The sequence below is a fragment of the Sagittula salina genome, from assembly GCF_017813235.1.
GTDB lineage: Bacteria > Pseudomonadota > Alphaproteobacteria > Rhodobacterales > Rhodobacteraceae > Sagittula > Sagittula salina.
This window is the reverse complement of record NZ_JAGISH010000008.1, coordinates 223,388-249,307: the sequence shown is the minus strand read 5'-3', so window position 1 is coordinate 249,307 and position 25,920 is coordinate 223,388. Positions and strand designations below refer to the sequence as shown.

Genomic DNA, 25,920 nt, shown 5'->3' with positions numbered 1-25,920 from the left:
GGAGCCATCGGTCGGCAGCGTGGGGGACTCCTATGACAACGCACTGGCCGAAACGATTATCGGCCTGTTCAAGACCGGGGTCAGGCTTCGGTACGGTTCGCGCAGCAGGTCGGCTGGGTCTGTGACGAAGGCGGGCTGAACAGGTCCGATCTCCTTGGGCACGCGGGTAGCAGCCTGACACTGCTGGCAGGCGAACGGGTCGGCGCCGATATGGTCCGCTGCGGCGCCATCCTTTACGGGGTGCTGGCCCAGGAAATGGGGTTTCGTCCGACGATGGAGCTGAAATCCCGCGTGGTGCATCTGGGCCAATACCTGAAAGGATCGACCGTCGGCTACGATTGCGACGGCCGTCTGACTGCGGATCGCCGTCTGGCCTGTATTTCAATCGGGTATGCGGCGGGCTACGCCCGGATCGCAGACGATCGGGGGGCGGTCCTGATCAGGGGAACGCTGGCCCCGGCTCTCGGCAAGACCTCCATGAACGGGATCGTCGTGGATGTGACCGAAATCCCCGATGTACAGGTCGGCGACGAGGCGACGCTGTTCGGCGGCGAAGGCCGTTTGCGCATCGGACCGCCTGCCGTGGTCGAACAGTTCGGTACAATCCTGCCTGATCTGCTTGCCGACTGGGGAATGCGGAACCGCCGGGTTTACCGCTGACAATCCCCCAAGTCGTATCCAGGAGAGACCGGCCAGATTTCGCGGCCATACATCGAAAGCTCGCTAAAATGGTCCGCTGCGTTCCACGGGTCCTCGAATGAAAGGGCTTAGATGGCGCGCCGATCCCGCGTACGGTCGGCGCGCCAGTCTTGAACGAGCGATCAACCGGCCGGGCAAGCGGCGCCGGTATCGATCCAGGACTGGGTGAGTTGGCCAAAGATTTCCTGGGTACCGGGGGCAGGTTCACGTCCCTCGCCCGGGTGCCAGCCCCACCCCACAAGCCCGTCCTCGGCGTTGTGCTCGTGGAGTTCCGCCAGTGTCTTGCCACCGTTGCGTTCGGGGTCCTTCAGCTGGGCGCAGATTTCAGCGGCGCTTTTGCCGATCCACCCCATGCTCAACGGGGCCAGCATCCAGGGCTCGTGACCCGGAATGGAGCCTTCGCCCGTCTCGAAGGTGACGTTCTGTGGTCCGTGGCAGGTGTTACACCGCATCCCCGGCGCGCCGAAGTCCGCGTCCCCGCGCACCACGGGCGGCTCATGGACGCGCATCTCCACGCCCTGCCGTGGCGAATTGTCCACCGGGTGACAGTTCATGCAGCGCGGGTGTTCGATCACCACCATCATCTCCTGGAAGAGCGCCGCCGAACGCTCTGTCTCGTTCTCGATGCCGTCGAATTCATCCACGGTGCGCAGGCCGTTCACGGTCTCGGCCCGGGCCGTTTCGACGAAGGCGGGCGCGGCAAGGAGTAGCGCCGCGATCAGTAGTTTATTCATGGCTCAGGCTCCGTATTTCTTGGCAAAGGGCAGTGTGGTCACGGGCTCGCCGGTCAGCGCACGCCATGCGTTGGCCACGGCAGGGCCGATGGGCGGCACACCCGGCTCGCCCACGCCGGTGGGGTCGGCGTCGGACGGGATGATCTCTACCATTACCTCCGGCATCTCGTTGATGCGCAGCATTCGGTATGTGTCAAAGTTCGACTGCTGTACCGCGCCGCCCTCGCCCAACGTGATTTCGTCGAAAAGCACGGTTCCGAGGCCAAAGCCGATCCCGCCCTCCATCTGCGCGCGGATCACGTTGGGGTTCACCGCCACGCCGCAGTCCACCGCGCACCAGACGCGATGTACCTTCGGCATGCCGTCCACCTCCGAGACCTCGGCTATCTGGGCCACGTAGGTTTCAAAGCTTTCGTGCAGGGCGACGCCATAGGCCTTCTCGCCCTTGACCTTCGTGCCGTCCCAGCCAGCCATCTCGGCCACCTTCCGCAGCACGCCACGATCGCGCGACTTGTCTGACTTCAGCAGGTCAAGGCGTCCCTGCACAGGGTCCTTGCCCTGCGCCTCCAGCACCATGTCGAGAAAGACCTCCGTGGCGTAGCCAGTGTGGGTGTGCCCGACGGAGCGCCACCAGAGTACGGGGACCGGGCTTTCCATCTGTGCCCAACCGGTGCGCGCATGGGCGATGTCATAGGGCATCTTGGTCGAACCCTCGTAGGAGGTCGGGTCCATGCCATCCTGCATCATCTGCGCCATCGGCCCGCCCGACATGATGGACTGGTTCGCCACCACGTCTTCCCAGCCCGTCAGCGTGCCATCCCCGGCCAGACCCGCGCGCATGCGGTGAACCGTCAGCGGGCGGTAATAGCCACCGTGCAGGTCGTCTTCGCGGGTCCAGACCAGCTTGTAGGTGCCGGGGCCTGCGGCCTTAGCCACCTCGGCCAGTTCATTGGCGAAATGCGCCGTATCCTGTGCGCGGCGGCCAAAGCTTCCCCCGGCCAGCATGACGTTCACCCGCACATTCGCCGGGTCAAAGCCCAGCGTGGTGGCCACGGCAGGCAGGTCAAGCGCTGGGAACTGCGACCCCATCCAGACCTCGGCCCTGTCTTCGGCGTATTCGAGTACGCCGTCGAGTGGCTCCATCGGTGCATGGGCAAGGTAAGGGAAGCGGAACTCCGCTTCGATCACCTGCGCCGCGCCGTCGATGCCTGCGGTCCCTTCGCCGATGACCTCAGCATCCTGACCGCCCTCGGCCGCGGCCTCGGAAAAGGCCTGGTAGATGGCCTCGGAGGAGCGGGTCTCCGCGCCGCTCTCGTCCCACTCGACCTTGAGCGCATGGCGCCCCTTCACGGCGGCGTAGGTCGACGACGCATAGACGGCGACACCCTGTGACACCTGGTGCACGGCTTCGACGCCCGGAACCTCCAGCGCCGCGGTTGCATCGAAGGAGGCGACGGTCGCGCCGAACTTTGGCGGATGGGCCACGACCACGGTCAGCATGCCGTCACGGTAGACATCCATCGAGAAGATGGCGGTGCCATTGGATTTGGCTTCCGTGTCGAGCTTGGGCAAGTCCTGACCGATCAATACGAACTGGTCGGCGGACTTCACAGCGGGGTCCTCGGGCGGGGTTTGTTGCGCGGCCTTCTCGGCAAGCGCGCCAAAGCCCGAGGATTTGTCGCGGTGGGAAATTACCCCCTTTGAGACGGATATCTCGGAAGCCGGCACGCCCCACTCCTCGGCGGCGGCGGCGACAAGCATGGCGCGCGCGGCGGCGCCGGCCTTGCGCATCTGCATGTAGCTGTTCGCCATGGCGGTGGAGCCGCCGGTGCCCTGCATCCCGAAGGCGAGGTTCTTGTAGACCGGATCGGCGGGGGCCGCTTCCGCACGCATCTGCGACCAGTCGGCGTCCATCTCCTCGGCCACAAGGGTCGACAGGCCGGTATAGGGGCCCTGGCCGAACTCGATGTGCTTGATCATCACGGTGACGGTGTCATCGGGAGCCACACGCACGAAGGAGTTCGGCGCAAAGGCACCCTCGGTGCCATCGCCCTGGAACGCCAGCGCAGCCCCGGACTGGGCGCGCGCGGCGATGGGGAGCGTCATGCCGATCACCAGCCCGGCGGAAGAGGCAAGAAAGCCCCTGCGGTTCATTCTGGTCATGCCTCAACCCTCCAGCGTGTCTGCGGCGTCGTGGATCGCCTTGCGGATGCGGACATAGGTGGCACAGCGGCAGATGTTGCCCGCCATGGCGTTGTCGATGTCCTCGTCGGTGGGCTTGGGGATCTCGCGCAGCAGCGCGGTCGCGCTCATGACCTGGCCGGACTGGCACCAGCCACATTGCGGCACGTCCAGCTTTTCCCAGGCGGCCTGCACGGCCTCCGCTTCAGGTCCGTCGATAGATTCGATTGTCGTGACAAAGCTGCCATCCACCATGGAGACCGGCGTCACGCAGGACCGCCGTGTCATGCCGTTCAGCATGACGGTGCAGGCGCCGCATTGCGCCACGCCGCAGCCGAACTTGGTCCCGGTCATCCTGAGTTCATCCCGAAGGACCCACAGAAGCGGGGTGTCGTCCGGGACGTTGACCGTCACTTCCTTGCCGTTGAGTTCAAAGGTGGCCATGCGCGCCCTCCCTGGCTGTTTCGCGTATTCGCTTGGTGGGTGCGTCGCAGGTAGGGCCAAGGTCGCTGGCGTCGAGAAAATGAATTGTGACTGCTTGTGCCGAGGCTGTCAGGAAGCAACGTGACCACGGCTGTGCCTCTGACCCAGCCCTACCCGTGGGGCGGACCGCACATCGGAATGGGCCTGGCCTCGTCCCAGCCCTCCTTAATAGTGGCTCCACACGACATCGCGTTTGCCGCGACGTGCCGAGGTCAAATTGAGAGATGTCGCAGACGGTCGTCGGGGTCGGGTATCAGGTCAGAGTCGTTTTCTGCCCTTGCGTCAGGCCGGGCGCTCAGGCAGGCCACCAATTCACGGACCCGTTCAGCGTTGTCCCCGGCGTTCCCCCGGTCGCGGTTCAGCCGGTTGTTTTCAAAACCGATCCGCATCTTGCCGCCCAGCCTGTCGGCGGCCAGCAAGCAATCGGTTTCCAGTTCGCCGAATGCGCAAACAGCCCAGTCGATGTTCTCGAAACAGCTGGACAAGAAGTCGGTTGGCCCCACGAGATCCTCGGGCGCGGACTTCTGTCCGGTCGAGTATCGCCCGAACACAATCAGCGCCGCGAGGTCTGCCTTCGGAACCACCCCGCCGTCGACCAATCGCGCAAGATGCGAAATATCGGCCTCATCGAACAGGATGTGCTGCACGCCGATACCGGCCTCGTGGCATTCATGGAAAAAACGTCTTGTTTCCGCGTCGCCCTCGCCTTCGGTGATTTCCCTAAGCGCGACTGAGACGGCCTCGGGCTTGATAGTCCGGACCAGAGCGCGTTGTTCCACGGCCGAGTAGCGGCCAACCGCCTCGGTCGTGATCTGGGCGTAAAATCCGGGCAGAGCTGAGGAAAGTTCGGCGAGGAGTTCGCGGTACAGCCCCGCATCCAGCACATGCTGCTGCGCTGCGTCGCGGACATGAGCGTGCAAGCCATCGGCGCCTTCGGCGGCGCAGGCACGCGCGGTGGCGACGACCTCGGGGATGGTCACCGGCACGCCTGGGTGGTCCTTCTTGGTCAGCCGGGCGCCGTTCGGCGCGACCATGATCCGTGGAAGCGGTCTCATGCGGCCAAGGCCCCCTTGATGGCGCCGGACAGCTTGGTCACCAATTCGTCGATCTGGTTGTCCTCGATGATGAAGGGAGGGGCCAGAAGGACATGATCGCCGCGCTGCCCGTCGATCGTGCCGCCCATCGGGTAGCAGATCAGACCGGCCTCGAAGGCATTCGCCTTGATCCGGGCGTTGAACTTGCGCGCCGGGTCGAACGGCGCCTTGGTTTCACGGTTCTCGACCAGTTCCACACCGCGGAACAGACCGCGACCGCGGATATCGCCGACATGCGGGTGCTGGCCGAATTCGACCCGCAGCGCGGCGTCGAGTTTCTCGCCCTGCGTGCGCACCCGGGCCAGAAGGTCCCGACCCTTGATCTCGTCCAGCACGGCATTGGCAGCGGCGGCCGCCATGGCATGGCCCATGTAGGTATGCCCGTGCTGGAAGAAACCGCTTCCTGCGGCGATGGCATCATAGATCGCGCCCTGCACAAGCAGCGCCCCGATTGGCTGGTAGCCTGCGCCAAGCCCTTTGGCGATGGTGATCATGTCTGGCGAAACGTCGTCTTCGAGACAGGCGAACAGGTGCCCCGTGCGCCCCATGCCGCACATTACCTCGTCCAGGATCAGCAGGATGCCATGACGATCACAGATCTCGCGGACACGCTTGAGATAGCCGGGGACCGCTGGCACCGCCCCCGCCGTGGCCCCGACGACCGGCTCGGCCACAAAGGCCATCACGCTTTCGGGTCCGAGACGCTGGATTTCGGTTTCCAGTTCGTCTGCAACCCGCTGGCCATAAGCCTCCGTCGCCTCATTGTCGCGCCGGTCGCGGTACTCGTAGCAGGGCGCGATATGCGAGGTTTCCACCAGTAGCGGCGCGAACTGCGTGCGGCGCCATTCGTTGCCGCCTGCCGCAAGCGCGCCCAGCGTATTGCCGTGATAGCTTTGGCGGCGGGCAATCACCCGGTGCCGCAGGGGTTGGCCGATTTCCATGAAGTATTGTCGCGCCAGCTTGATCGCGGCCTCCACCGCCTCCGACCCGCCGGAAACGAGGTAGACCCGGTCGATCCCCTCGGGGGCCTCGGCCACGAGCCGATCCGCGAGAACCTCCGCCGGGTCCGAGGTAAAGAACCCCGTGTGCGCAAAGGCCAGCCGGTCCAGTTGGTCGTGCAGCGCCGCGCGGACATGGGCATTGCTATGGCCGAGGCAGGACACGGCAGCCCCGCCGGAGCCGTCGAGATACCGCTTGCCCGCCGCGTCTATCAGGTAGCAGCCGTCCCCCGAAACGGCGGTCGGCAATTGGCCCTTGGTGGAACGGCCAAAGATGTGATTCGCCATTCTTCAGCTCCTGACGACGTAGACGGATTGCCTGGCATGGCGCACCACCCGCGCGGCATTGGGGCCAAGCAGGTAGTCCGACAGTTCGGGCCGGTGCGCCCCCATGACGATGACATCCACCGCGAGCTTGTTGGCGGCGCGCAGGATCTCGTCGTAGATCGCGCCGTGCAGGACGTGAGGATGCACTTCCACTTCATCCGGCACGTGGGCGTCGACCCATTTCACCAACAGCTTGCCGACCTCCGCCATGTGAGCCTTTTCGTAGCCCTTGGGGAAAAAGTTCGTGATCTGGGAAAACCCGAGGCTGGGCAGAACGGTTACGACATGCAGCACCCCTTCCGTGCCCAACATCGCCAGCGCTTCGGCCAGAGGACGCACCGCCGCTTCGGCATTGTTGATGTCGACGGGAAACAGGATTGTCTTGGACATTGTCGTTCCTCCTCAGAACGCGGGCTTGGTCTGGCGACGACGCTGCATGACAATCACCAGCCCGAGCAGAAGCAACGCCGGCAGCCAGAACAGCTGCTTTGGCATCCGCTTTGCGGGGTGCTGCAGGTTCGTCACCTCGACGCGGGGTTCGCCGTAGAAGTCGAACCCCTGGAATTTCTGCTGGAAATCCGTGCCGAACATCGGCTCATCCATGTATAGCTTGTCGCCCTCGGGCATGAGCAGCAGCCCCGCTGCGTCGGCCCGACCCGTGACCGGGTCGGTATCCTGCACGGTATGAACCACGGTCAGCGTGGTCGGCGAACCATCGGTGTAGGATGGACCGGCGACGACGAAGCGCACAGTGTCGCCGGGTGCGGCTTCGTCAAAGGCCTGCGCCAGTTGCGTTGGGGGAAGGTCCTCGAACCGAGGCTGGATGCGGTCCAGCCAGAAGCCCGGCACGAACAGCGTGAAAGCCACGAGCAGCAGCACGGCGCTTTCCCAGGCGCGGGAGCGTGCAAGAAAGTACCCCTGCGTTGCCGCCGCGAACAGCAGCATGGCGATGGTGGCCACGATGAACACGAGGATCGCCTGCAGGATGCCCACGGTCGTCCCCAGATCCACGCCATACAGGATCAGCGTAGGATTGTAGACGAACAGGAAGGGCAACGCGACCGTGCGCATCGAATAGAAGAACGCGGTAAATCCGGTTCTGATCGGATCGCCCCCCGATACCGCGGCGGCCGCAAAACTGGCCAGGCCGACAGGAGGCGTCACATCGGCCATGATCCCGAAATAAAACACAAAGAGGTGCGCCGCGATCAAGGGCACGATCAGCCCCTCCTGCGCCCCGAGCGAGACCACGACCGACGCCATGAGGGACGAGACGACGATATAATTCGCCGTCGTCGGGAGCCCCATGCCGAGGATCAGCGAGAACACACCAACAAGCATCAGCATGATCATCAGATTTCCGCCGGACAGCATCTCCACCAGACCGGCGAGCTCGGTGCCGATGGGGGTCTTGGTCACGGTGGCCACGATGATCCCTGCCGCGGCGGTCGCCACACCGATGCCGATCATGTTGCGCGCGCCGGCGATCAGCCCTTCGATCAGGTCGCCCAGCCCGGCGCGGGTCGCGGCCCCCACATCCTCGCCACGGAACATCGCTTTTAACGGGCGCTGGGTCGCGATTATGACGAGCATGACTCCGACCGCGTAGAAGGCGGACTTGCCCGGCGACTGCATCTCGATCATCAGGAACCAGACCAGAACGATGATCGGCAGGATATAGTGCAGGCCCGTCGGAAAGACCTCTGCAACGGTCGGCAGCTTGAACCCGGGTTCGTTGGGATCATCCAGCGACAGCTCCGGCTGGCGCGCGGCGGTCCGCACCATCAACAGGTAGATCACCAGGATCGCGGCAAGGATTACCGGACCGGACAGGCTCGGTGCCACGGCGCGCAGGCCGTTGATGGCATAGACGAGAGCGGTAAACGCAACGGCCGAAACGACAAAACCGATGAAGATCTTCAGGAACATCCGGCCAAGGTTCGCAGCCTCGCCAAGGGCGGGCATGTCGCGCTTCAGCGCTTCGAGGTGAACGATGTAGACCAGTGCGATGTACGAGATCACCGCCGGAATGAAGGCGTGCTTGATCACCTCCACGTAGGAAATGCCGACAAACTCGACCATCAGAAAGGCCGCGGCCCCCATAACCGGCGGCATGATCTGACCATTGACGGACGACGCCACCTCGACCGCGCCGGCCTTTTCGGCAGAGAAGCCTACGCGCTTCATCAGTGGGATGGTGAAGGTGCCGGTGGTCACCACGTTCGCAATCGAAGACCCCGAGATAAGGCCCGTCATGGCCGATCCGACCACGGCGGCCTTGGCCGGTCCGCCCCGCAGCGACCCCAGCCCGGCAAAGGCGATCTGGATGAAGTAATTCCCCGCCCCCGCCTTGTCGAGCAACGACCCGAAGAGGACGAACAGAAAGACGAAGGCCGTCGATACGCCAAGCGGAATGCCGAAGACGCCCGTGGTATCAAGCCACTGCGCGTTAACGATGGAGTTGAAGGAAAGACCCGCGTGTTCGATGATGTCGGGGATCAGCCAGCCGGTGCCCGCGTAGGCATAGAGCAGGAAGATCGACCCCACGATGGTCAGTGCCGGACCCAGCGCACGGCGCGACGCTTCGAGCAGCAGCACGATCCCGACGGTGCCGATGACGATTTGCGGCGTGGTCGGCAGGCCCGACCGCGCCGTCATGGCAAGGTCACGGGAAAACAGGAAGACATAAAAGGCGCATGCGGCACCGACGATCGCCAGCGCCCAGTCGACCACGGGCACCCGATCACGGGGTGACCGGCCGCTGGCGGGATAGGCGAGGAAGGCGAGGAAGATCGCGAAAGCCAGATGTACGGGACGCGTCTGCGAGGAATTCAGCACCGGCACCCAGGATCCGAACCACAGCTGCGGCTGCGCGATCCAGAGCTGGAACAGCGACCAGGCGAGCGCAGCCCCGGCGATGATCAAGGCAACCGCCCTGTTGGTCGGGTTGCGCCCGCCGGTATCGGTGCTGGCGACGAGATCCTGCAGATCGTCGTCCGAAAAATCGCGGCGCTTGCCGGAAACGTCTTGTTCGCTCATGCTTGCTCCCCCTGAAAGAAAGGGCGCCGCCTCGTGGTGCGGCGCCCCTCGGTATCCTAACCGACTTTGTCGGTGTTAGTCGATCAGGCCAGCTTCGCGGAAGTAGCGTTCAGCACCGGGGTGCAGCGGCGCCGACAGGCCGTCATTCGCCATTTCCTTTGGATCGAGGTTCGCAAAAGCCGGGTGCAGACTACGGAACGCGTCGATATCCGAAAAGACCGACTTCACGAGGTTGTAGACCACCTCTTCGGACACATCGGTCGAGGAGACGAGGGTCGCGCCGACACCGAAGGTGCTGGTGTCATTGTCATTTCCACGGTACATGCCGCCCGGGATGGTCGCGGAGCGGTAGAACGGATTGTCGGCCACCAGCTTGTCGACCGCTTCGCCAGTCACGTTGACCAGAACGGCGTCACAGGCGGTGGTGGCCTCCTGGATCGAGCCCGACGGGTGACCCACGGTATAGACCATCGCGTCGATGTTGTTGTCGCACAGCGCCTGGCTTTGCTCGGCGGCCTGAAGCTCGGACGACAGGGCAAAATCGTCCATAGTCCAACCCAGGGCCTCCATCAGGACTTCCATCGTGCCGCGCTGGCCGGAACCGGGGTTCCCGACGTTGACGCGCTTGCCCTTGAGGTCCTCGAAGTTGGTGATGCCCGCGTCGGCGCGTGCAACCACGGTGAACGGCTCCGGGTGGATGGAGAACACGGCGCGCAGACCTTCGAAAGCGCCTTGCTCAGCGAATTGCGAGCTGCCGTTGTACGCGTGGAACTGCCAGTCGGACTGGGCGACGCCGAATTCCAGCTCGCCCGAGCGGATCGCGTTGATGTTGTAGACCGAACCGCCGGTGGATTCCACGGCGCAGCGGATGCCGGTTTCCTTCCGGGTCTTTGCCATCATGCGGCAAATCGCGCCACCGGTCGGATAGTAGACGCCGGTCACCCCGCCAGTGCCGATGGAGACGAACGTATCCTGAGCCAGAACCGGCGAAGCGGCGGCGGCCATACCGGCAATGGCGATGATTTTTGCGAATTTCACGAGAATCCCTCCCTGGATGTGACGGGGCGTCGCCCCGATGATGCGTTTGCATTATCTGATGAAGAAAATAATGCAATTGTTTTTGAATTTTGCCATGGTCTATCTGTTTGGCAAGCAAGAAACTATATGGAAACGGTTGGATGGCAACCAGCGAAGAGACGGTCAAGAGGCGACTGACGACCCTTGCCCACACCGGTCCACGAAAGCTGGCGACCTTTGCGCGCTGGGTGCTCGATCATTTCGACGAGGTCGCGTTCCTTTCGATTCGCGGCCTGACGGAATCGGCTGGGGTCGATGCAAACCTGGCACCGCGGCTGGCGCAATCCTTGGGATATGACGGCTACACTCAGTTCCGCGCGGAGGTGCAGTACTTCGTGCAGAACCGGGGCAAAAGTTATGCGACACGGGCCCGGGCACTGAGCGGGCGTGAAGGCGCCAGGATCTACCGTGAATTGATCGCGGCCAATAAGCAGAACTTCGACACCGTCACCTCACGAACAAACATCGCCGAGATCGACAGTTGCGTGGAGATCCTCCTGACGGCGCACAAGGTCCACACCATTGGCGTTCGCAGCTGCTTTTCCGTCGCGCACTACTTTTCGTATGTTGGCGCAATGGCTTTCGAGAATTTCGTGGAGGTTCCGTCCCTGCCAGGTGGCATACTTGACCAGATTTCTCACGTCAGCCCCGATGACGTGCTGGTTGCCATCACTTACGAACACTACTCGGCCGAAGTCGTTCGTGCATGCCAGATCGCCCGTGAGAAAGGCGCGCAGATCATCGTTCTGACAGACACGGAATCCTCGCCGATCACCCTTGGTGCAGAAAAGACGATCATCCTGCCGATGTCGGGCCCGCAACTGCTGCCATCCCTTGTCGGTGCCCTCCTGACCGTGGAAATGATCCTCGCTGCGATGGCGTCGCGAAATACGGAGGTGGCTGAGAGGGTAGGGAATTTTGAAGAGCGCATTACGCGTTACGGCGGATACTTCGGTACCGACCGATAGGGGATGGCATCAATCGTCCAGCGGATCCTACCTTGCTCCATCAGATCTCCCGCGCGGCAATAGATCCCTCCCGTTTCCAATGACTGGCTCCCATCTCCGAACGCCGTCAAACCCTAGGCTCTGGACTCATTCAGTTTCAAAGCTAATAGATGACGATGGCCGCGAGAGCGATGGCTGACAGGACGACCTTTGGGCACCTGTCGTATCGGGTCGCAACACGCCGCCAATCCTTGAGCCTGCCGAACATGATCTTGATCACTGCCCGGCAGTGCATTGCGAAGCAATGTCACGAAAGCAGCGGTTGCGCCGTTTGTAGCGGCGCATGTCATATTTCACCGGTTTCTTCCGCTGTCTCCGGCCAGGAATACAGGTGCGTATCCCTCTGTATTGTAATGCTTCTCTGAACCAATCGGCATCATATCTGCAGTCCCCGAGCAACCAGTCGACATCTGGCAGGCTGCTCAGCAACGCCCGTGCGCCGATGCAATCACTCACCTGTCCGGCAGTCACGAACAGATCAAGCGGGCGCCCCTGGCTATCGCAGATGGCGTGCAGTTTGGTCCCTCTCGGGACATTGCTGCGCAATGCCCTGCCGGGCAGTGGTTCATGCCGCCTTTGGTGCGACCGATCAGGCGTCCACGCCCCCTTTTTCGCGGCCATGCTGGTCGCTGTTCGGCGGGCCTTCAGGGCCTTGTTGCACAAAGGTGTGTGGGATTCACCTCGTGAATCCAATGTAGTAGCCGGAGGGCATGAGCAGACCTCCGAAGACGACCTACAAGACCACCACCTTGCAAAGCTACAATCAGGCGCTGAGGCGGCGTGGATCGCTGACCGTCTGGTTCGATCCCTCGATGCAGTGGGAAGCCATTCCGTCGTGGCGTCGTGGCCGTCAGCAGGCCTATAGCGACGCAGCGATCCAGGCCTGCCTCACCCTCAAGGCCCTCCTCGGGCTGCCGCTCCGCCAATCGACCGGTTTCGTGGCGAGCCTGCTCGAACTGTCCGCGCTGGGCTGGTCCGTGCCGGACTTCAGCACTCTGTTACGTCCTCTGCCCGGCAGGCGCAGCTGCAAGATGCTGGCGAGAGGGGCCAGAAGACTTTTAACGTGACCATCCCGTATCGCGGCTTCAAGGGGCAGCTGCACCTGCTCGTGGACAGCACCGGCATCAAGGCGGAGGGCGAAGGCGAGTGGCACGCCCGCAAGCACGGCGGCTCGAAACGCAAGGTCTGGCGCAAGATCCACCTCGGGATCGATGAGGAACGTTGGAGATCCGGGCGGTCGAGGTCACCTCCAGCAATGTCGGCCCCTCCCGGCAGCACGCTGCGCGTGCGCCTGCCGGGCAGTGGACGCGCCGATGCTGCCGGACCTGCTTGCCCGGATCCCTCCGGATCAGGAGATCGCCACCGTGACAGCGGACGGTGCCAGCGACACGCGCGCCTGCCAGGACACCGTCGCCGGCCGAGGTGCGGCAGCAATCATCCCGCCCTGCCGCATCGCGAGGCCCTGGAAGCCGGACACTGCAGGAGCCCGGGCGCGGAACGAGATCCTGAGGACGTCACAGCATCTTGGCCGGACGCTGCGGCGGAACTGGAGCGGCTACCACCGACGAAGCAGGGTGGAGACGAAAATGAACTGCGTGAAGCTGTTCGGACAGAGGCTGATGTCCCGCGACTTCGATCGCCAGGTTGCCAAAGTTCAGATCCGTTCGGCGGTCATGAACCGCTTCACTGCCCTCGGCATCCCGGTCACCGTGGCCCTGGGATAAGTGTGTCCGGGGAAAGGGGAACTGCGGTCATCAACTGATTTGTGCAACAGCGCCCCTGCGGTCCATCGGCGGTTTTTGGATCAAGCCAAGGACCATCCCGACTATCTGACAGATAAGGGGTATCTGAAAGGCGGCGAAAGCGATGACGACGTGATCGCGCTGTCCAAGCAGGTCCTCCAAGCCAAGAAGGGCTCGGGCTTTGCGGCAATGCTGATCGAGCAATGAGAGACGCTGGACGAGATCCCGACACGGTGAAGACCTTTCTGGAAACCGTCGCCGCCGACATGGCGTTGTCCGCGCTGGACGATACCGATGATGCAGGCGACGGCTAAGACGGGCCGGATGACCCCGATCCGCTCGATATCGAGGACATACTGTAGGTCATGGCTTGTACGATCTGCGCAAAACGCCAATCAGTCATAGACGAACAAGGTCACGCGTTGGTCATTGGCGGGCCGGGTTCGGGCAAGCCGATCCTGCATGACATTGTCTGGGACCAAGAACTGTCAGCGTTGGCGGGCGTCGCGATTGCGGCGGCGCTGGAATTCGTCTCTCTGGGCACGCCTGCTGCGCGCGAGGCCATGCACGCCAAGATCGAAGAGTATTTCCTCATTAAGAAGGATTTTTGCCAACGCTATGGTGGGCGCGGTGCGAAGGCGGCAGGCACGAAGGTGGCGCGCTTTGGGAAAGCTAAAACCAAGGTCGCAGAGGGCAAGGGGCTAACGCAAGGCTCGCCGAAAACCTTCGAGGGTGCGCTATCGGCGATCCCCGCTCTGACAGGCGATCCGGTCAGAGACTGGAACGCCGTCCGGACGGCGTTCCAAGCTCATGATGATCTGAAGGCGATCTTCCAGGACGCGCGGATGGTGAGACTGTTCCTTGCGTCCGTTACGCTGGCGACAGCGCTGTCTGGACGCTGGATCGACCGGGCGACCTATGAGGGCGCGGCGCGCATGATCCGCAGCGTGCTTGATCAGGAGAAGCTCATCGGTCTTGAGAGTGATCCCAAGGGTGTCTCACTCATGACTATGCACAAATCCAAAGTGAAAGAGTTTGACGGTGTCGTGATGGTTGAAGGTGTGTACTCAAGCCCGTTCTTTCTGGGCCATGAAGCACCCGACGTCGCTCCGTCGCGGCGGCTGCTGCGCGTCGGAATCACGCGGGCACGCAACTTCGTGCTTCTGGTTCGACCTCGAAATGCGAAGCCATTGGTAGAAGGATAGGCTGCGGTCCTCCGCTCAGATCCAGTCTGGTCTTTCGAATGATAACCTAAAATACCGTCCTTGCTTCGGGCTTCTGTCGCGTGCGGTCGCTATGGTCCTGTCGGCTCAAGGGGACAACGACCCAGGAATCGAAAATCCCCCCTTTCAAGAAATCTCAGAGCTGCATTATCACTTCTGGCCGGAGCTGCCCGGCCACGTTGAAGAACAGGTCGACCAGCGCGTTGCGTTCATCGGCCAAGGCGAACACGACCTCGTCCACGGTGGACGCGAATTCGGGGATCCTGATGCGGCGCACGGTATCCGAGCGGTAGGTTCCGAAGCGCCACATGAAGCCGACCCCAATCCCGAGCGCGACCGCCTCGTAGACGGCATCCCTGGTATCGGCCGTCAAACGGGGTTCGGGCTGGAAACCGGATTGGCGAAAGCCGCGGTCCACGATTTTCTGCGTCGAGGACCCGGGCGACCGGAACACCAGCGGGCTGGCGGCCAGTTCCTCCAGCGTCACCTCGCCCCGGTCCGCCATCGGGTTGTCGGGCGAGACGATCGCGACCACCTCCTGGCTCAGCACCCGCGCACGGCGGAACCGCTTGTCGGCAGGCAGGTCGGGAAGCACCGCCACGTCGACTTCGCGCCGCGACACCGCCGCCATGATCTCCTGATGCGAACCGCTGTCCACGGTGACGGTCAGGGATGGATGCTGCGCCAGCACCCGCCCGACGATGGCGATCCCGGGCATCGAATTGCCCAGCCCAACCCGCAGCCGGTGCTGGCCGGAGGGCCCCCGCCGCGCCAGCACCCGGGCGGCGTCGTGGGCGGCCTCCTGCATCCGGTTGCCGATATCGCAAAGCTCCAGACAGGCCGGCGTCGGCCGCAGCACCCCGCGCACCCGGTCGAACAGGTGAATCTGATACGCCCGCTCCAGATCGCGGACCTGCTGCGCGACGGCGGAATGCGAGACGCCGATTCGCCGGGCTGCCGCGGAATAGGACCCCTCCTCCGCGACCGCCGTCAAAGCACGCAAACGCGAAAGAGAGAGGCCGGGCGCGGCTTCTGAAACCGATGCTTTCATAGCCTGCAACATTAGCTTGCATACGTAACGACGCGGTTACAGTCGGCCGCCATACCGCCCCCATCAGCCGGTTCACCGCCGGCCCGCGACAACCCAAACCGACGCCGCCACAGGCAACACCGGGGTATTCCCCCGAACGGAGAACTATTGGCATGATCCAACCGGTCCAACTGCAGAAATTTCTTGACGGACCCTGGCCGGACCGGGCCGCGATCCTCGCTGATCTGGACGGCTGCCTGGTCTCCGGCAATACGGTGCTGCCTGATGTGCCGGAGCTGTTCGAACGCTGCGGCGAGCGGCTGTGGGTGGTCTCCAACAACTCCTCCGACACCGCCGAGACGTTGTCGCGGCGCCTGACCGGGCTGGGCCTGTCGCTGCCGGCAGAGCGCATCGTGCTGGCCGGCGAAATGACCCTGCGCGCCGTTCAGCAGGCGCGCCCGGCGGCGCGGCTGGCGCTATATGCGGAACCGCCGCTGCAGGCGCTGGCCGAACGGCTCGGCCTCATTCATGATCGCGACACCCCGGATATGGTGATCCTGGCGCGCGACCGCGCGCTCTGCTTTGCCGATATAGCCCGCATCGCGGCTCTGGCGCATGCCGGTGTGCCGGTGACGCTGGCCAACCCCGACCCGTTCCACCCCGGCGCCGACGGCACGCCGCAGCCCGAGACCGGCGCGCTCTGGGCCGCCGTCGCGGCCATTGTGCCCAAGGCCATCGCCACGAGCCTGGGCAAACCCGCCCCCGACCTGCCGCGTGAGGCGTTGCGGCGCGCGGGCGTTACCCCCGGCGCGGCCGTCTTCATCGGCGACACGCCGGAAACCGACGGCGAGGCCGCCGCCGCGGCGGGCGTCGAATTCCTCCGCCTCGCCCGCCCGGGCGAACCCGTCGCCGCGCACCCCAGAGCCGCCGAGAAAACCGGAGCCTGCTCATGCTGAGCTATGCCCTGCGCACCCTGACGCGGATGGCGCTGACCTTTTTCGCAATCGTCACCATCGTGTTCTTCGCCACCCGGCTGTCTGGCGATGCGATCGACTACGTCGTCGGCGAAGGTATCACCAGCGAGGACCGCGCGCTGCTGATCGAGTACTACGATCTGGATAAGCCGCTGTTCAGCCAATACCTGGCCTTCCTGCACGCCTTTACCGACGGGCAGTTCGGCCTGTCGTTCATCGAGCGCCGCCCGGTGTCGGAGATCGTGGTGGAGCGGCTCTGGCCCTCGGCGCAACTGCTGCTGCCGGCGATGGCGCTGACGCTGCTGGTGTCGATCCCGCTGGGCATCGCCGCCGCGATCTGGCGCAAGAGCTGGGTCGGCAGCGCGGTGATGGCGGTGGCCTTCCTCGGCTATGCGGTGCCGAACTTCGTGCTCGCCATCGTGATGATGCTGGTCTTCTCCTACTGGCTGAACTGGCTGCCTGTGGTGGGCAACGGCACCGCGCTGCACTTCATCATGCCGACCGTGGCGATGGCGGGCGTTCTGATCGCCGCGCTCACCCGGTTCACCCGCAATGCCATGCTCGACGTGCTGGGGCAGGATTTCATGCGCACCGCCCGCGCGAAGGGCCTGCCGGAGGCGCGCGTCATCGTCAAACACGGGCTGCGAAACGCCGGCATCACCATCCTGTCGGTGATCGGTCTGCAGGTCGCGGGCCTCGCTGCCGCCGGATCGGTGGTGATCGAGTCGATCTTCGCCTGGCCCGGGATCGGCGATCTGCTGGTCTCCTCCGCTCTGCGCCGCGACTACCCGGTGCTGCAATTCGGCGTGCTGACCGTCGCACTCGCCGTCATCGTCATCAACGCAGCTGTCGATCTGGCCTATGCCTGGGCCGATCCGCGTCTGCGCCACACCGTGAAAGCGTGAGGCCGACATGACCTATCCCGCCGTCCCCGCCCCGTCGCTGCCCGCCCCGTCGCTGCCCGCCGCCGCCTATCAGCTTTGGCGCAGCGCCGATGTGATCCAGAAGGCCGCGATCCTGATCGGCATCGCGCTGGTTGTGCTCGCGATCTTCGCACCGCTGATCGCGCCGTTCGATCCCAATTCGCAAAGCTTGATCTCGCGCCTGCGCCCGCCGCTGGGGTTCGAGCGCGCCAAGGCCGGCTACCTGCTGGGCACCGACGAGCTGGGCCGTGATGTGTTTTCGCGCAGCCTCTACGGGCTGCGGCTGACCCTGATGCTGGCCGGCCTCGGCGCCACGCTGGGGCTGATGATCGGCGGCACGCTGGGGCTGCTCGCGGGAATCGCCGGCGGCCGCACCGAGGCCACCATCATGGCCGCGGTCGACACCCAGATCGCCGTCCCGTTCACTCTCGTCGCGCTGTTCCTGCTCGCCATCCTCGGCAGCTCGATCCAGGTGATCGTCCTCGTCCTCGGCCTCGCCGGTTGGGAACAATATGCCCGCATCGTGCGCGGCGAGGTGAAGCGGCTGATGAACATGCCATTCATCGAGGCCGCCCGCGCCGCCGGCGCCGGCCCCTTGCGGATCGCACGGCATCACCTGCTGCCCAATATCGTCTCGCCGCTGGTGGTGCAGTTCACCCTGTCGCTGTCGAACATCGTGCTGCTGGAAAGCACGCTTTCGTTCCTCGGCCTCGGCGTGCAGCCGCCCACCGCCACGCTCGGTTCCATGGTCGGCATCGGCCGCGACTACATGCCCACCGCGCCCTGGATCGTGATCGCACCCGCGATGATGATCCTGCTGATCACCTTCGCCGTGCAAATCCTCGGCGACTGGCTGCGCGACGGTGCCGACGTGAGGCTGCGCGCCCGATGACCCCGGAAAATCAACAACAGAGGGCTGCCAAGGCCCCCGCACCTACACCTGTCAATCCAGCACTACGGAGAAAACCAATGCTGAGACTGCTGCTGTCCACCGCTCTCGCCGCCGGCCTTGCCACCGGCCTCGCCGCGCAGGAAATCACCGTCGGCGCCGCCAACGTGTCGAGCTACCTCGACCCCGGTCGCGACCACTCCAACGTCGGCTCGCAATTCTACTACAACAGCTTCGACACCCTGATCGACCGCAACCACGACACGCTGGAAGCCGACTGGCAGCCGGCGCTGGCAACCGAGTGGAAACTGGTCGACCCCAAGACCATGGAACTGAAGCTGCGCGAAGGCGTCACCTTCCACAACGGCGAGCCGATGACCGCCGATGACGTCGTGTTCTCGCTGAACCGCATGTACCAGGCGACCTTCCCGCCCTACGTGGTGCGCTCGCGCGACCGTCTGGGCAACTTCGTCAAGGCCGAGAAGATCGACGACCTGACCGTGCGGATCTCGGTCGAGAAGGAAGAGCCGCTGTGGAACACCCTGCTGAACCTGCAGCAGGTCATGATCATCCCCGAGGACTACACCAAGGGCCTGACCGGCGATCCCAAGGTGGCCGAGGACGACGATTTCGAGGCCTTCTCGCTGGCCCCCGTCGGCACCGGCCCCTACCGCGTGGCGGAGTTCATCCCCGGCGAGCGCCTGGTCTGGGAGCGTTTCGACAACTTCTGGGGTGAAAAGGCGCCGCTGGCCCGCGCCACCGTGCAACAGATCCCCGAAACCGCCTCACGCGTGACCGCGCTGAAAACCGGAGAAGCGGACATCATCACCAATATCGCCCCCGACCATCTGGCGATGATCGAAGCCGACCAGAACCTGCGCACCGTGGGCAGCGCCACGCCGCTCTTTCACGTCATGATCATGAACGCGAACCACCCCAAGCTGCAGGATCCGCGCATCCGTCAGGCGATGAGCCTGGCGATCGACCGCGACACGCTGAACGAAGCGCTGTGGCTGGGCAAGGCCGTGGTGCCGTCGACCCATACCTACAAGGAGTTCGGCGCGCTCTACATGCCGGAACTGACCACCTTCGAATACAACCCGGAAAAGGCCAAAAAGCTTCTGACAGAGGCCGGCTACGACGGGTTCGAGATCACTTTCGACACTCACCCCACCTACTACACCAACGGTCTGCTGGCCGCCCAGGCCATCACCGAGATGTGGAAAGAAGTGGGCATCAACGGCCGCGTCAACATCGCCGAGAAATGGTCCGGCGGTTCGCCCGACCTGATGGCGCGCAACTGGTCGAACCCGATGTATTTCGCCGACCCGTTCGGCTCCTTCGGGGTGATGTGGGCACCGAACGGCCCGTCCGAGGGCGAAGGCCGCTTCAACACCGACGAAGAGTATGCGGCGATCTGGGAACGGTTCCGCTTCTCCAAGGACGTCGAAGCCCGCAAGGCCGCCTATGCCGAGCTGATGGAGCGCATCAAGCAGGATCCGCCGGTGCTGCCGCTGTACCGTCCGTTTGAAAGCTGGGCGATGCGCAAGGACGTGAGCTGGGCGCCGAAGCCGGGCCACATTCCCTACGTGCTCGATTTCCGTGCCGGTTCGATTTCGTTTGCATCGAACTGAACACTCTCCAGCCCGCCGTTTGCGCGGCGGGCTGACCCTTCAACGTGAGACCACAGGGCCGGCCGTCCCGGCCCACGTATCAGGAAAGATCCCGTCATGACCCTCCGTCTCGCCATCGTTGCCGATATCCACCACGGCACCCCCTCTGCCACCAAACGCGGCGATACCGCCATGACGCTGATGGAGGAGTTCGCCCGTTATGTCCGCGACGTCGATGTGACCCACGTGCTCGATCTGGGTGACAGGATCTCCGACGTCGATCACGACACCGATTTGCGGCTTGAGGCCGAGGTGGCCGAGGCCTTCCGCGCTGTCGAGAAACCGATCTGGCACCTGAACGGCAACCATGACCGCGATCACCTGAGCGTCGAGCAGAACGAGGAAATCCTCGGCCAGTCGCTGGGCCATGAAACCCACGACGTCGGCGGCTGGCGCATCGCGCTGTGGCGCGCCGACAGCCGGATCTATCGCGGCGCCGATCACTCCGGTTTCGTGCTGCGCGAGGCCGACTTGCTGTGGCTGTCGCGCACCGCCCAGGCCGCCGACCGGCCGCTGCTGGTAGTCAGCCACGTGCCGCTCTCGGGTCATTCGCAGATCGGCAACTATTACTTCCAGAACAACCCGAGCCATTCCACCTATCCGATGGCCGAGCGCGCCCGCGCCGCTCTGGCACAGGCCGGGGTGCCGGTTGTTTGCCTTGCCGGTCACGTGCACTGGAACACCGTGACCACGGTCGACGGCATCCCGCATCTGACCCAGCAATCGCTGACCGAAAGCTTCACCAACGAGGGCGCCCCCGCCGGTGCCATGGGGGTGATCGAGCTGGGCGATACCGTCCGCTGGGAGGTGGCCGGCGACGACCCCTTCAGCACCGCGTTCCGCCCCAGCGCCCGGCGCTGGACCCCGGCCCTGCCGGAGTTCCGCGCCCACCCCGAGCTGCGCGCGCGCCACACCCGGACCGAGGGCTGACCGATGACCCGCTCCCCCCTTCTTTCCGTCGAAAACCTGAGCCTGAATTTCGGATCGTTCAACGCGGTCCGCGACCTCTCCTTCGACATCGCAAGGGGGGAGACGGTGGCGCTGGTGGGCGAGTCTGGCTCCGGCAAATCGGCCACCGCGCTGGCGCTCCTGCGTCTGATCGAACGCGAGGGCGGCTCGATCTCCGGCGGCCGCGTCCGGCTGCACGGAACGCCCGAACTTGAACTCTCCTCACTCACCGACCGGCAGATGCAGCAGGTGCGTGGCAACCGCGTCTCGATGATCTTTCAGGAGCCGATGACGGCCCTGAACCCGGTGATGCCGCTGGGCGAGCAAGTGGCCGAGGTGCTGCGGCTGCATCAGGGCCTCGATACCGGCGCCGCCCGGGCCGCAGCGCGCGAGGCGTTTGAGCGGGTAAAGATTCCGGAGCCCGAGCGCCGGCTCGACCAGTTCCCGCATGAATTGTCGGGCGGGTTGCGGCAGCGGGTGATGATCGCCATGGCGCTGGCCTGCCGTCCGGATCTGCTGATCGCGGATGAACCCACCACCGCGCTCGACGTCACTACCCAAGCCGAGATCCTCGCCCTGATCCGCGAGCTGCAGGAACAGATCGGCACCGCCGTTCTGTTCATCACCCACGATATGGGCGTGGTCGCCAAGATCGCCGACCGTGTCGTGGTGCTTTGCCGCGGCGACAAGGTCGAGGAAGGCCCGGTCGAGGATGTCTTCCTGCGCCCCCGCGCGCCCTACACCCAGGCGCTGATGGCGGCGACACCGAAGCTCGGCAGCGGCGCGCCGAAACCGCTGCACCGGGCAGAGGCGCCGGTGCTGGCGGTCGAGGATCTGGCCGTGCGCTTCCCGGTGCAGCGCGGGCTGCGGCCCGGCGCGCATCTGGACTATCACGCGGTGAACGGCGTCTCGCTTTCCATCGCGCCGGGGGAAACGCTGGGGCTGGTGGGCGAATCCGGCTGCGGCAAGTCCACCCTGGCCCGCGCGGTGCTGCGGCTGGTCGATCCGACCGCGGGCCGCGTGCATCTCAACGGGCGTGAGATCACCCGGCTGGAAACTGCGGAACTGCGCGGCATTCGCAAGGAGGCGCAGATGGTGTTCCAGGACCCCTTCGCCAGCCTCAATCCCCGCATGGCGGTGCGCGATCTGATCACCGAACCGGCGCAGATCCAGTCGCGCATGAGCCGCGCCGAGCGTCAGGCGCTGGCCGAAGAATTGCTCCAGAAGGTCGGGCTGGAACCCGACGCGGCCAACCGCTTCGCCCACCAGTTCTCCGGCGGCCAGCGCCAGCGGCTCTGCATCGCCCGCGCGCTCTCGGTGCGCCCCTCGCTGATCGTGGCGGACGAGGCCGTCTCGGCGCTCGACGTCTCCGTCGCCCGCCAGGTGACCGAGCTGATGGCGAAGCTGCAGGAGGAGGACCGGGTTTCTTTCCTCTTCATCTCCCACGACATCGCGGTGGTGGAGCGGGTCAGCCACCGCGTGGCGGTGATGTGGTCCGGCCAGATCGTCGAGACCGGGCCGACCGAGGCGGTGCTGCATAACCCGCAGCACCCCTATACCCGCCGGCTGCTCGCCGCCGTTCCGGTGCCCGACCCGGCCCGGCGCGACGACCGCGCCCTGGACCTGCCGAAACTGACGCCGCCCAAGCTGCTGTTGCCGGCGCAGCAAACCCCCGCGCGCGCCGAGATGGTTGAGGTCGCGGATGGGCATTTCGTTGCCGCCCATGACCGGGCCAGCGCCATGTTGTTCGGGACACCTCTCCAAACGCCGCGTGAAAATGCACATGGAAGCGCCACTTCCCTGCCCGTGTCTCGAAGCCAGCTTGATCGGGTCTGACACCGCCAACAAGCCTCGTCGTTCATTCGACCGACCGCGGAACCGGCGTCTTTGCAGGGCATGGTTCTCACGAAAATGGCGTGGCGGAATGATTGATCGGGCCTATTCATCGCCCTTGGGAAAAGGTCGGCTTTTGTTCGCAGTGCCGTCACTCGCGCTTCGAGAATGCTGCGCGATGCACGAATGGCCGCTCTTGGAAAGCTGCGCTGCAGCAGACCAAGTGCCCGCGAAAGGCCGGTATGGGCCGTCAAGTGCCAGTAGCGTTGCGTTTTGAGAGCAGTGAAAGCATCTCACTGAACGGATTTCGGTCGCAGCATGTCATCGGTCTCAAGTTTGAGAGCACTGCGCCAGAGTGGGGTCTTAAAGACATGACACACCGGCTTGCCGAAATCGTCTTCGCGGGTCTCGATCAGCAATCCAGCCCATTCGAGCGGCCGCAGCACGCAAGATGAGAACGCGGCCATCTCTCGCCACCCCGCCGTGTGCCAGACTTCTGGCTCACCGTAGAAGGTTTCGAACAAGGCAGCCTCGGTAGTGCCGTGATCAGCCTCCACGTTAATCACGTTCATCCAGACGTGCCATTTTCCGAAGGGGCGGTCCCCGAAGCGTGCATAGGAAGCGTGATCGGTTTGAAACACAAAGTATGGGACCAGCTCAGCAAAGAGTCGGCCAGGGGCTTGCGCCAGCTCTGCGCCGCGCTTGGTCAGCCGAAACTCACCCTTGAAGTGACGTCCCAAACGCAGGGAAATCATTAGGAAATGCAGAACCTCGAGTGGGGTAAACTCGTATTCATTGATAACCTTGTTGTAGCGGAACATCTCTTCCGCGCTTTTTCCCGGCCAGTCGAAATGCTCGACGGCCCAATGGACGAAAACGCGCTTGAAGGCCTTGGTCTTGGTCAGACCGATTGATCCGTGCTTCTGCGCATATTGCAGGGTCAGGAGAGCGCCCCGAAGTAGCGGAGAATGCGCGAGGTCGGGATGGTCATCGGCGAGAGTGCGAAAATTGATCATATCAGGATGCTGCCACAGACCTTGCGGCGATTCCATGATGTCAGCACGGTGTAAAATCGTCACCTATGGAGTTTCGCGCCTTTAGCGAGTGGCCGGTTCGACGGGCCGCGCCGCAGCATGTTGGCTCGTCACTGAATGGCAGCTAATGTGGGCCGGTCCGGCACTCGATATGGGACAAGGGCTATACCAAAAGAGGTCGCACGCCTCTCAAGTATAGTCATCGATGTTGTCGTCCAAGCTCTCGCCGGTCAGTTCGCAGAAGGTCTTCAGCGCTCCCTGTAGCGTGAAGTATTGATGCTCGCTGCGGTGAGCGAACAGCTCCCCATGAATCGTTACCATGGCGACAGCCCAATCCTTGATCGCATTTTCCTCAGGATTGTGGGTCAGAACGACCAGTCCGTCTTCGATGATCGCGCACTGGACGACCAAGCTCTGATAAATGTCGTTGCGGGCAAAGACCTGTCCGAACCGAAGTTTCAGGGCATATTGCTCCAAGCCATCCTTTGAGACCGCCTCCGGGCATCCCGGAAACTCAGTCGGGACCCTCCACTTCACTTGGATCGCCGAAGGCGTCAGGCTCTCATACTCTTCCGGCTCCGGCTCGAAGTCAGCACGCTCACGGGTGCCGTAGAGCCACTCACCGATTGCGCCGCCGCTCGGGGCCGACCCGCTCTTTGCCCATGCCTCAAAACGGGACTTGGTTCTTGCACCTTCTTCCTTGGACACGGTTCGCATCCATGAGACGTCGGGAAAGGAGGTCTCATTCATTGGCTTCGAGGGGTCTTCGAGAAACGCTTCAATAGAGCCATACGCCAGTTCGATGCGCCGGGCGGTGATTTCGTTCAACAGGGCGTTTTCCAGCCGCGTGAGCCAGCGCAGATTTTCGGGCCTGTTGTTCGCTCGGTTGGTGTCGATGTGGTCAACTACGTGCTTATCGGTGGGTGGCGGGCCGTTGAAAGCGGTGCAAACTATGCGGTGGATCGGCACCCCGGCTAAAAGATGGTAGCCGGTCGTAAGGTCCTGTCGTCCGAAGGTCCACTTCTTGTCGAGCGGTCTGGCGCGTTTCCGAAACTCGTTGAAACGATACACCGCGCCGTTGTCGCGGGCGCGGTATCGTTCGCCTCGATACTCTGCTTCGACTTCAGTTTCGAAGATATCCAACAGGTGATTGTTTTCACCGACAAGCGATTTCGGGAATGGCACCACACTCTCCATTGCAAAGTTGTCTCTGCCTTCCCCGAAATTGTCCGGTGCTGTGGGCAGACGTGAAATAAGGCCTCTGTCGCTGCCTCAGGCCTCAAACGCACCGATATATTTTCGAATATGCGCAGTCATTGTCAAGAAAAACGAGGTCAGCGCACCCTCAACCGACGCCACTACTACGAAAGAACGTTTATGTCGGCTTGGGCGGGATGCATCGTAGTATCGTTGGTCAATTGAAGGTCGGTTCAGGCCCGGGACCTGCGCTCGCTACCCTTCACGCCATGCAAAGCAAGCTTGACGATGTTCCAGGACTAATGCGTCAGTGTCCACACCTCGTTTCGCCAAGCCTTCGTCGACCATTCCTCGTTTGAAACCGTATTCGGCTTCGCCTTCGCGGTCAGGCGGCACATTTGGCCCCGCCTTAACTTCATCCTGTCGCACAACCAGTGAGGCGAGATGGGGCAGCCCGTTGGCTGCGCAATGGCGGATAATCGATTGCATCAGTCCATTCTGACCGCCGAGTTTTCGGTAGTAAGTGGACCATTCGGCCTTAGGATTGTTGATGCACTCCAAAGCCAATTCCTTATAGCTGCAAAGTCTCTGTTCATTCGCAACTGATGCCAGAAAGGTGATAGCACGATGGATGTCGAAATGTGACTTTACCTTGGCGGCGCTACGCTCTGCAAGAATGCGCTTTGCAGAACTTAAATTGTCTTGCTGTTGTGTATTCAACTTTGTGGCGGCTTCGCTACGCCTTATTAGCGTATCCAAGGCTTTGTCACTGCGGTTGCCAAGATAATCCGTCATTTCTCAACATCATACCGCTT

The 25,920-nt window shown here is 63.5% G+C and carries 22 protein-coding genes and 2 pseudogenes; 11 read left to right on the top strand and 13 right to left on the bottom strand.

Features of this window, described 5'->3' with window-relative positions; genetic code table 11:
• Positions 1 to 210 precede the first annotated feature (210 nt).
• Complete coding sequence (locus J5474_RS15595) at positions 211 to 660, top strand: alanine racemase C-terminal domain-containing protein (RefSeq protein ID WP_209361838.1); 450 nt, start codon at positions 211 to 213, stop codon at positions 658 to 660.
• 161 nt (positions 661 to 821) lie between these two features.
• Here the strand turns inward: J5474_RS15595 and J5474_RS15590 are convergent, their stop codons facing one another.
• The 8 genes from J5474_RS15590 to J5474_RS15555 all read right to left on the bottom strand — a co-directional run bounded on the left by J5474_RS15590 (position 822) and on the right by J5474_RS15555 (position 10,575).
• Complete coding sequence (locus J5474_RS15590) at positions 822 to 1,433, bottom strand: Isoquinoline 1-oxidoreductase subunit (protein WP_209361837.1); 612 nt, start codon at positions 1,431 to 1,433, stop codon at positions 822 to 824.
• Positions 1,434 to 1,436: 3 nt separating this feature from the next.
• Entirely contained in the window at positions 1,437 to 3,596 is a 2,160-nt protein-coding gene (locus J5474_RS15585) for a xanthine dehydrogenase family protein molybdopterin-binding subunit (protein ID WP_209361836.1), read from the bottom strand.
• 3 nt (positions 3,597 to 3,599) lie between these two features.
• Positions 3,600 to 4,058, bottom strand: coding sequence for a (2Fe-2S)-binding protein (locus J5474_RS15580; protein WP_209361835.1), 459 nt, complete (start codon positions 4,056 to 4,058; stop codon positions 3,600 to 3,602).
• Between the two features lie 251 nt (positions 4,059 to 4,309).
• Complete coding sequence (locus J5474_RS15575; RefSeq protein ID WP_209361834.1) at positions 4,310 to 5,152, bottom strand: beta-keto acid cleavage family enzyme; 843 nt, start codon at positions 5,150 to 5,152, stop codon at positions 4,310 to 4,312.
• Positions 5,149 to 6,477, bottom strand: a complete 1,329-nt coding sequence (locus J5474_RS15570) for an aspartate aminotransferase family protein (protein WP_209361833.1) — start codon at positions 6,475 to 6,477, stop codon at positions 5,149 to 5,151. The genes J5474_RS15575 and J5474_RS15570 overlap by 4 nt, the downstream gene beginning before the upstream one ends.
• A 3-nt stretch (positions 6,478 to 6,480) precedes the next feature.
• Positions 6,481 to 6,906 carry a universal stress protein gene (locus J5474_RS15565; RefSeq protein ID WP_209361832.1) on the bottom strand — a complete coding sequence of 142 codons (426 nt, stop codon included), beginning with the start codon at positions 6,904 to 6,906 and terminating at the stop codon, positions 6,481 to 6,483.
• A 12-nt stretch (positions 6,907 to 6,918) separates the two neighbouring features.
• Positions 6,919 to 9,555, bottom strand: a complete 2,637-nt coding sequence (locus J5474_RS15560; protein ID WP_209361831.1) for a TRAP transporter permease — start codon at positions 9,553 to 9,555, stop codon at positions 6,919 to 6,921.
• 75 nt (positions 9,556 to 9,630) lie between these two features.
• Positions 9,631 to 10,575, bottom strand: coding sequence for a TAXI family TRAP transporter solute-binding subunit (locus J5474_RS15555; RefSeq protein WP_425342893.1), 945 nt, complete (start codon positions 10,573 to 10,575; stop codon positions 9,631 to 9,633).
• 158 nt (positions 10,576 to 10,733) lie between these two features.
• Between J5474_RS15555 and J5474_RS15550 the strand changes: the two genes are divergently transcribed.
• Positions 10,734 to 11,600 carry a MurR/RpiR family transcriptional regulator gene (locus tag J5474_RS15550; protein WP_209361830.1) on the top strand — a complete coding sequence of 289 codons (867 nt, stop codon included), beginning with the start codon at positions 10,734 to 10,736 and terminating at the stop codon, positions 11,598 to 11,600.
• 142 nt (positions 11,601 to 11,742) lie between these two features.
• Here the strand turns inward: J5474_RS15550 and J5474_RS15545 are convergent.
• Positions 11,743 to 12,287, bottom strand: a pseudogene (locus J5474_RS15545) (transposase); the annotation flags it as partial.
• A gap of 62 nt (positions 12,288 to 12,349) precedes the next feature.
• Between J5474_RS15545 and J5474_RS15540 the strand changes: the two are divergent.
• From J5474_RS15540 to J5474_RS15530, 3 genes and pseudogenes are all read left to right on the top strand, one after another.
• Positions 12,350 to 13,363: pseudogene (locus J5474_RS15540) on the top strand (IS5 family transposase).
• A 75-nt stretch (positions 13,364 to 13,438) separates the two neighbouring features.
• Positions 13,439 to 13,588, top strand: a complete 150-nt coding sequence (locus J5474_RS15535) for a hypothetical protein (RefSeq protein WP_209361829.1) — start codon at positions 13,439 to 13,441, stop codon at positions 13,586 to 13,588.
• 158 nt (positions 13,589 to 13,746) lie between these two features.
• A complete protein-coding gene (locus J5474_RS15530; protein WP_209361828.1) occupies positions 13,747 to 14,586 on the top strand; it encodes an ATP-dependent helicase in 840 nt (279 codons plus the stop codon).
• A 154-nt stretch (positions 14,587 to 14,740) separates the two neighbouring features.
• Here the strand turns inward: J5474_RS15530 and J5474_RS15525 are convergent, their stop codons facing one another.
• The gene (locus tag J5474_RS15525) at positions 14,741 to 15,655 is read right to left on the bottom strand and encodes a LysR family transcriptional regulator (protein ID WP_209361827.1); all 915 of its coding nucleotides are present in this window, start codon (positions 15,653 to 15,655) and stop codon (positions 14,741 to 14,743) included.
• A gap of 152 nt (positions 15,656 to 15,807) precedes the next feature.
• On the opposite strand from J5474_RS15525, the gene J5474_RS15520 reads away from it, so the two are divergent.
• The 6 genes from J5474_RS15520 (at position 15,808) to J5474_RS15495 (ending at position 22,877) form a co-directional block, all read left to right on the top strand.
• Positions 15,808 to 16,590, top strand: a complete 783-nt coding sequence (locus J5474_RS15520) for an HAD-IIA family hydrolase (RefSeq protein ID WP_209361826.1) — start codon at positions 15,808 to 15,810, stop codon at positions 16,588 to 16,590.
• Positions 16,584 to 17,513 (top strand): ABC transporter permease, encoded by a 930-nt coding sequence (locus J5474_RS15515; RefSeq protein ID WP_209361825.1) that lies wholly within the window; start codon positions 16,584 to 16,586, stop codon positions 17,511 to 17,513. The genes J5474_RS15520 and J5474_RS15515 overlap by 7 nt, the downstream gene beginning before the upstream one ends.
• A gap of 7 nt (positions 17,514 to 17,520) precedes the next feature.
• Positions 17,521 to 18,423, top strand: coding sequence for an ABC transporter permease (locus tag J5474_RS15510; RefSeq protein ID WP_209361824.1), 903 nt, complete (start codon positions 17,521 to 17,523; stop codon positions 18,421 to 18,423).
• 77 nt (positions 18,424 to 18,500) lie between these two features.
• On the top strand, positions 18,501 to 20,054 hold the full coding sequence (locus J5474_RS15505; RefSeq protein ID WP_209361823.1) for an ABC transporter substrate-binding protein: 1,554 nt from the start codon (positions 18,501 to 18,503) through the stop codon (positions 20,052 to 20,054).
• 96 nt (positions 20,055 to 20,150) lie between these two features.
• Complete coding sequence (locus J5474_RS15500; RefSeq protein WP_209361822.1) at positions 20,151 to 21,023, top strand: metallophosphoesterase family protein; 873 nt, start codon at positions 20,151 to 20,153, stop codon at positions 21,021 to 21,023.
• 3 nt (positions 21,024 to 21,026) lie between these two features.
• Entirely contained in the window at positions 21,027 to 22,877 is a 1,851-nt protein-coding gene (locus tag J5474_RS15495; protein WP_209361821.1) for an ABC transporter ATP-binding protein, read from the top strand.
• A gap of 290 nt (positions 22,878 to 23,167) precedes the next feature.
• Here the strand turns inward: J5474_RS15495 and J5474_RS15490 are convergent, their stop codons facing one another.
• The 3 genes from J5474_RS15490 to J5474_RS15480 form a co-directional block, all read right to left on the bottom strand.
• Positions 23,168 to 23,890: a hypothetical protein gene (locus tag J5474_RS15490; RefSeq protein ID WP_209361858.1), complete on the bottom strand. Its 723-nt coding sequence runs from the start codon at positions 23,888 to 23,890 to the stop codon at positions 23,168 to 23,170.
• Between the two features lie 207 nt (positions 23,891 to 24,097).
• A complete protein-coding gene (locus tag J5474_RS15485; protein WP_209361820.1) occupies positions 24,098 to 25,105 on the bottom strand; it encodes an HNH endonuclease signature motif containing protein in 1,008 nt (335 codons plus the stop codon).
• Positions 25,106 to 25,360: 255 nt separating this feature from the next.
• On the bottom strand, positions 25,361 to 25,900 hold the full coding sequence (locus J5474_RS15480) for a hypothetical protein (protein ID WP_209361819.1): 540 nt from the start codon (positions 25,898 to 25,900) through the stop codon (positions 25,361 to 25,363).
• Between the last annotated feature and the right edge of the window lie 20 nt (positions 25,901 to 25,920).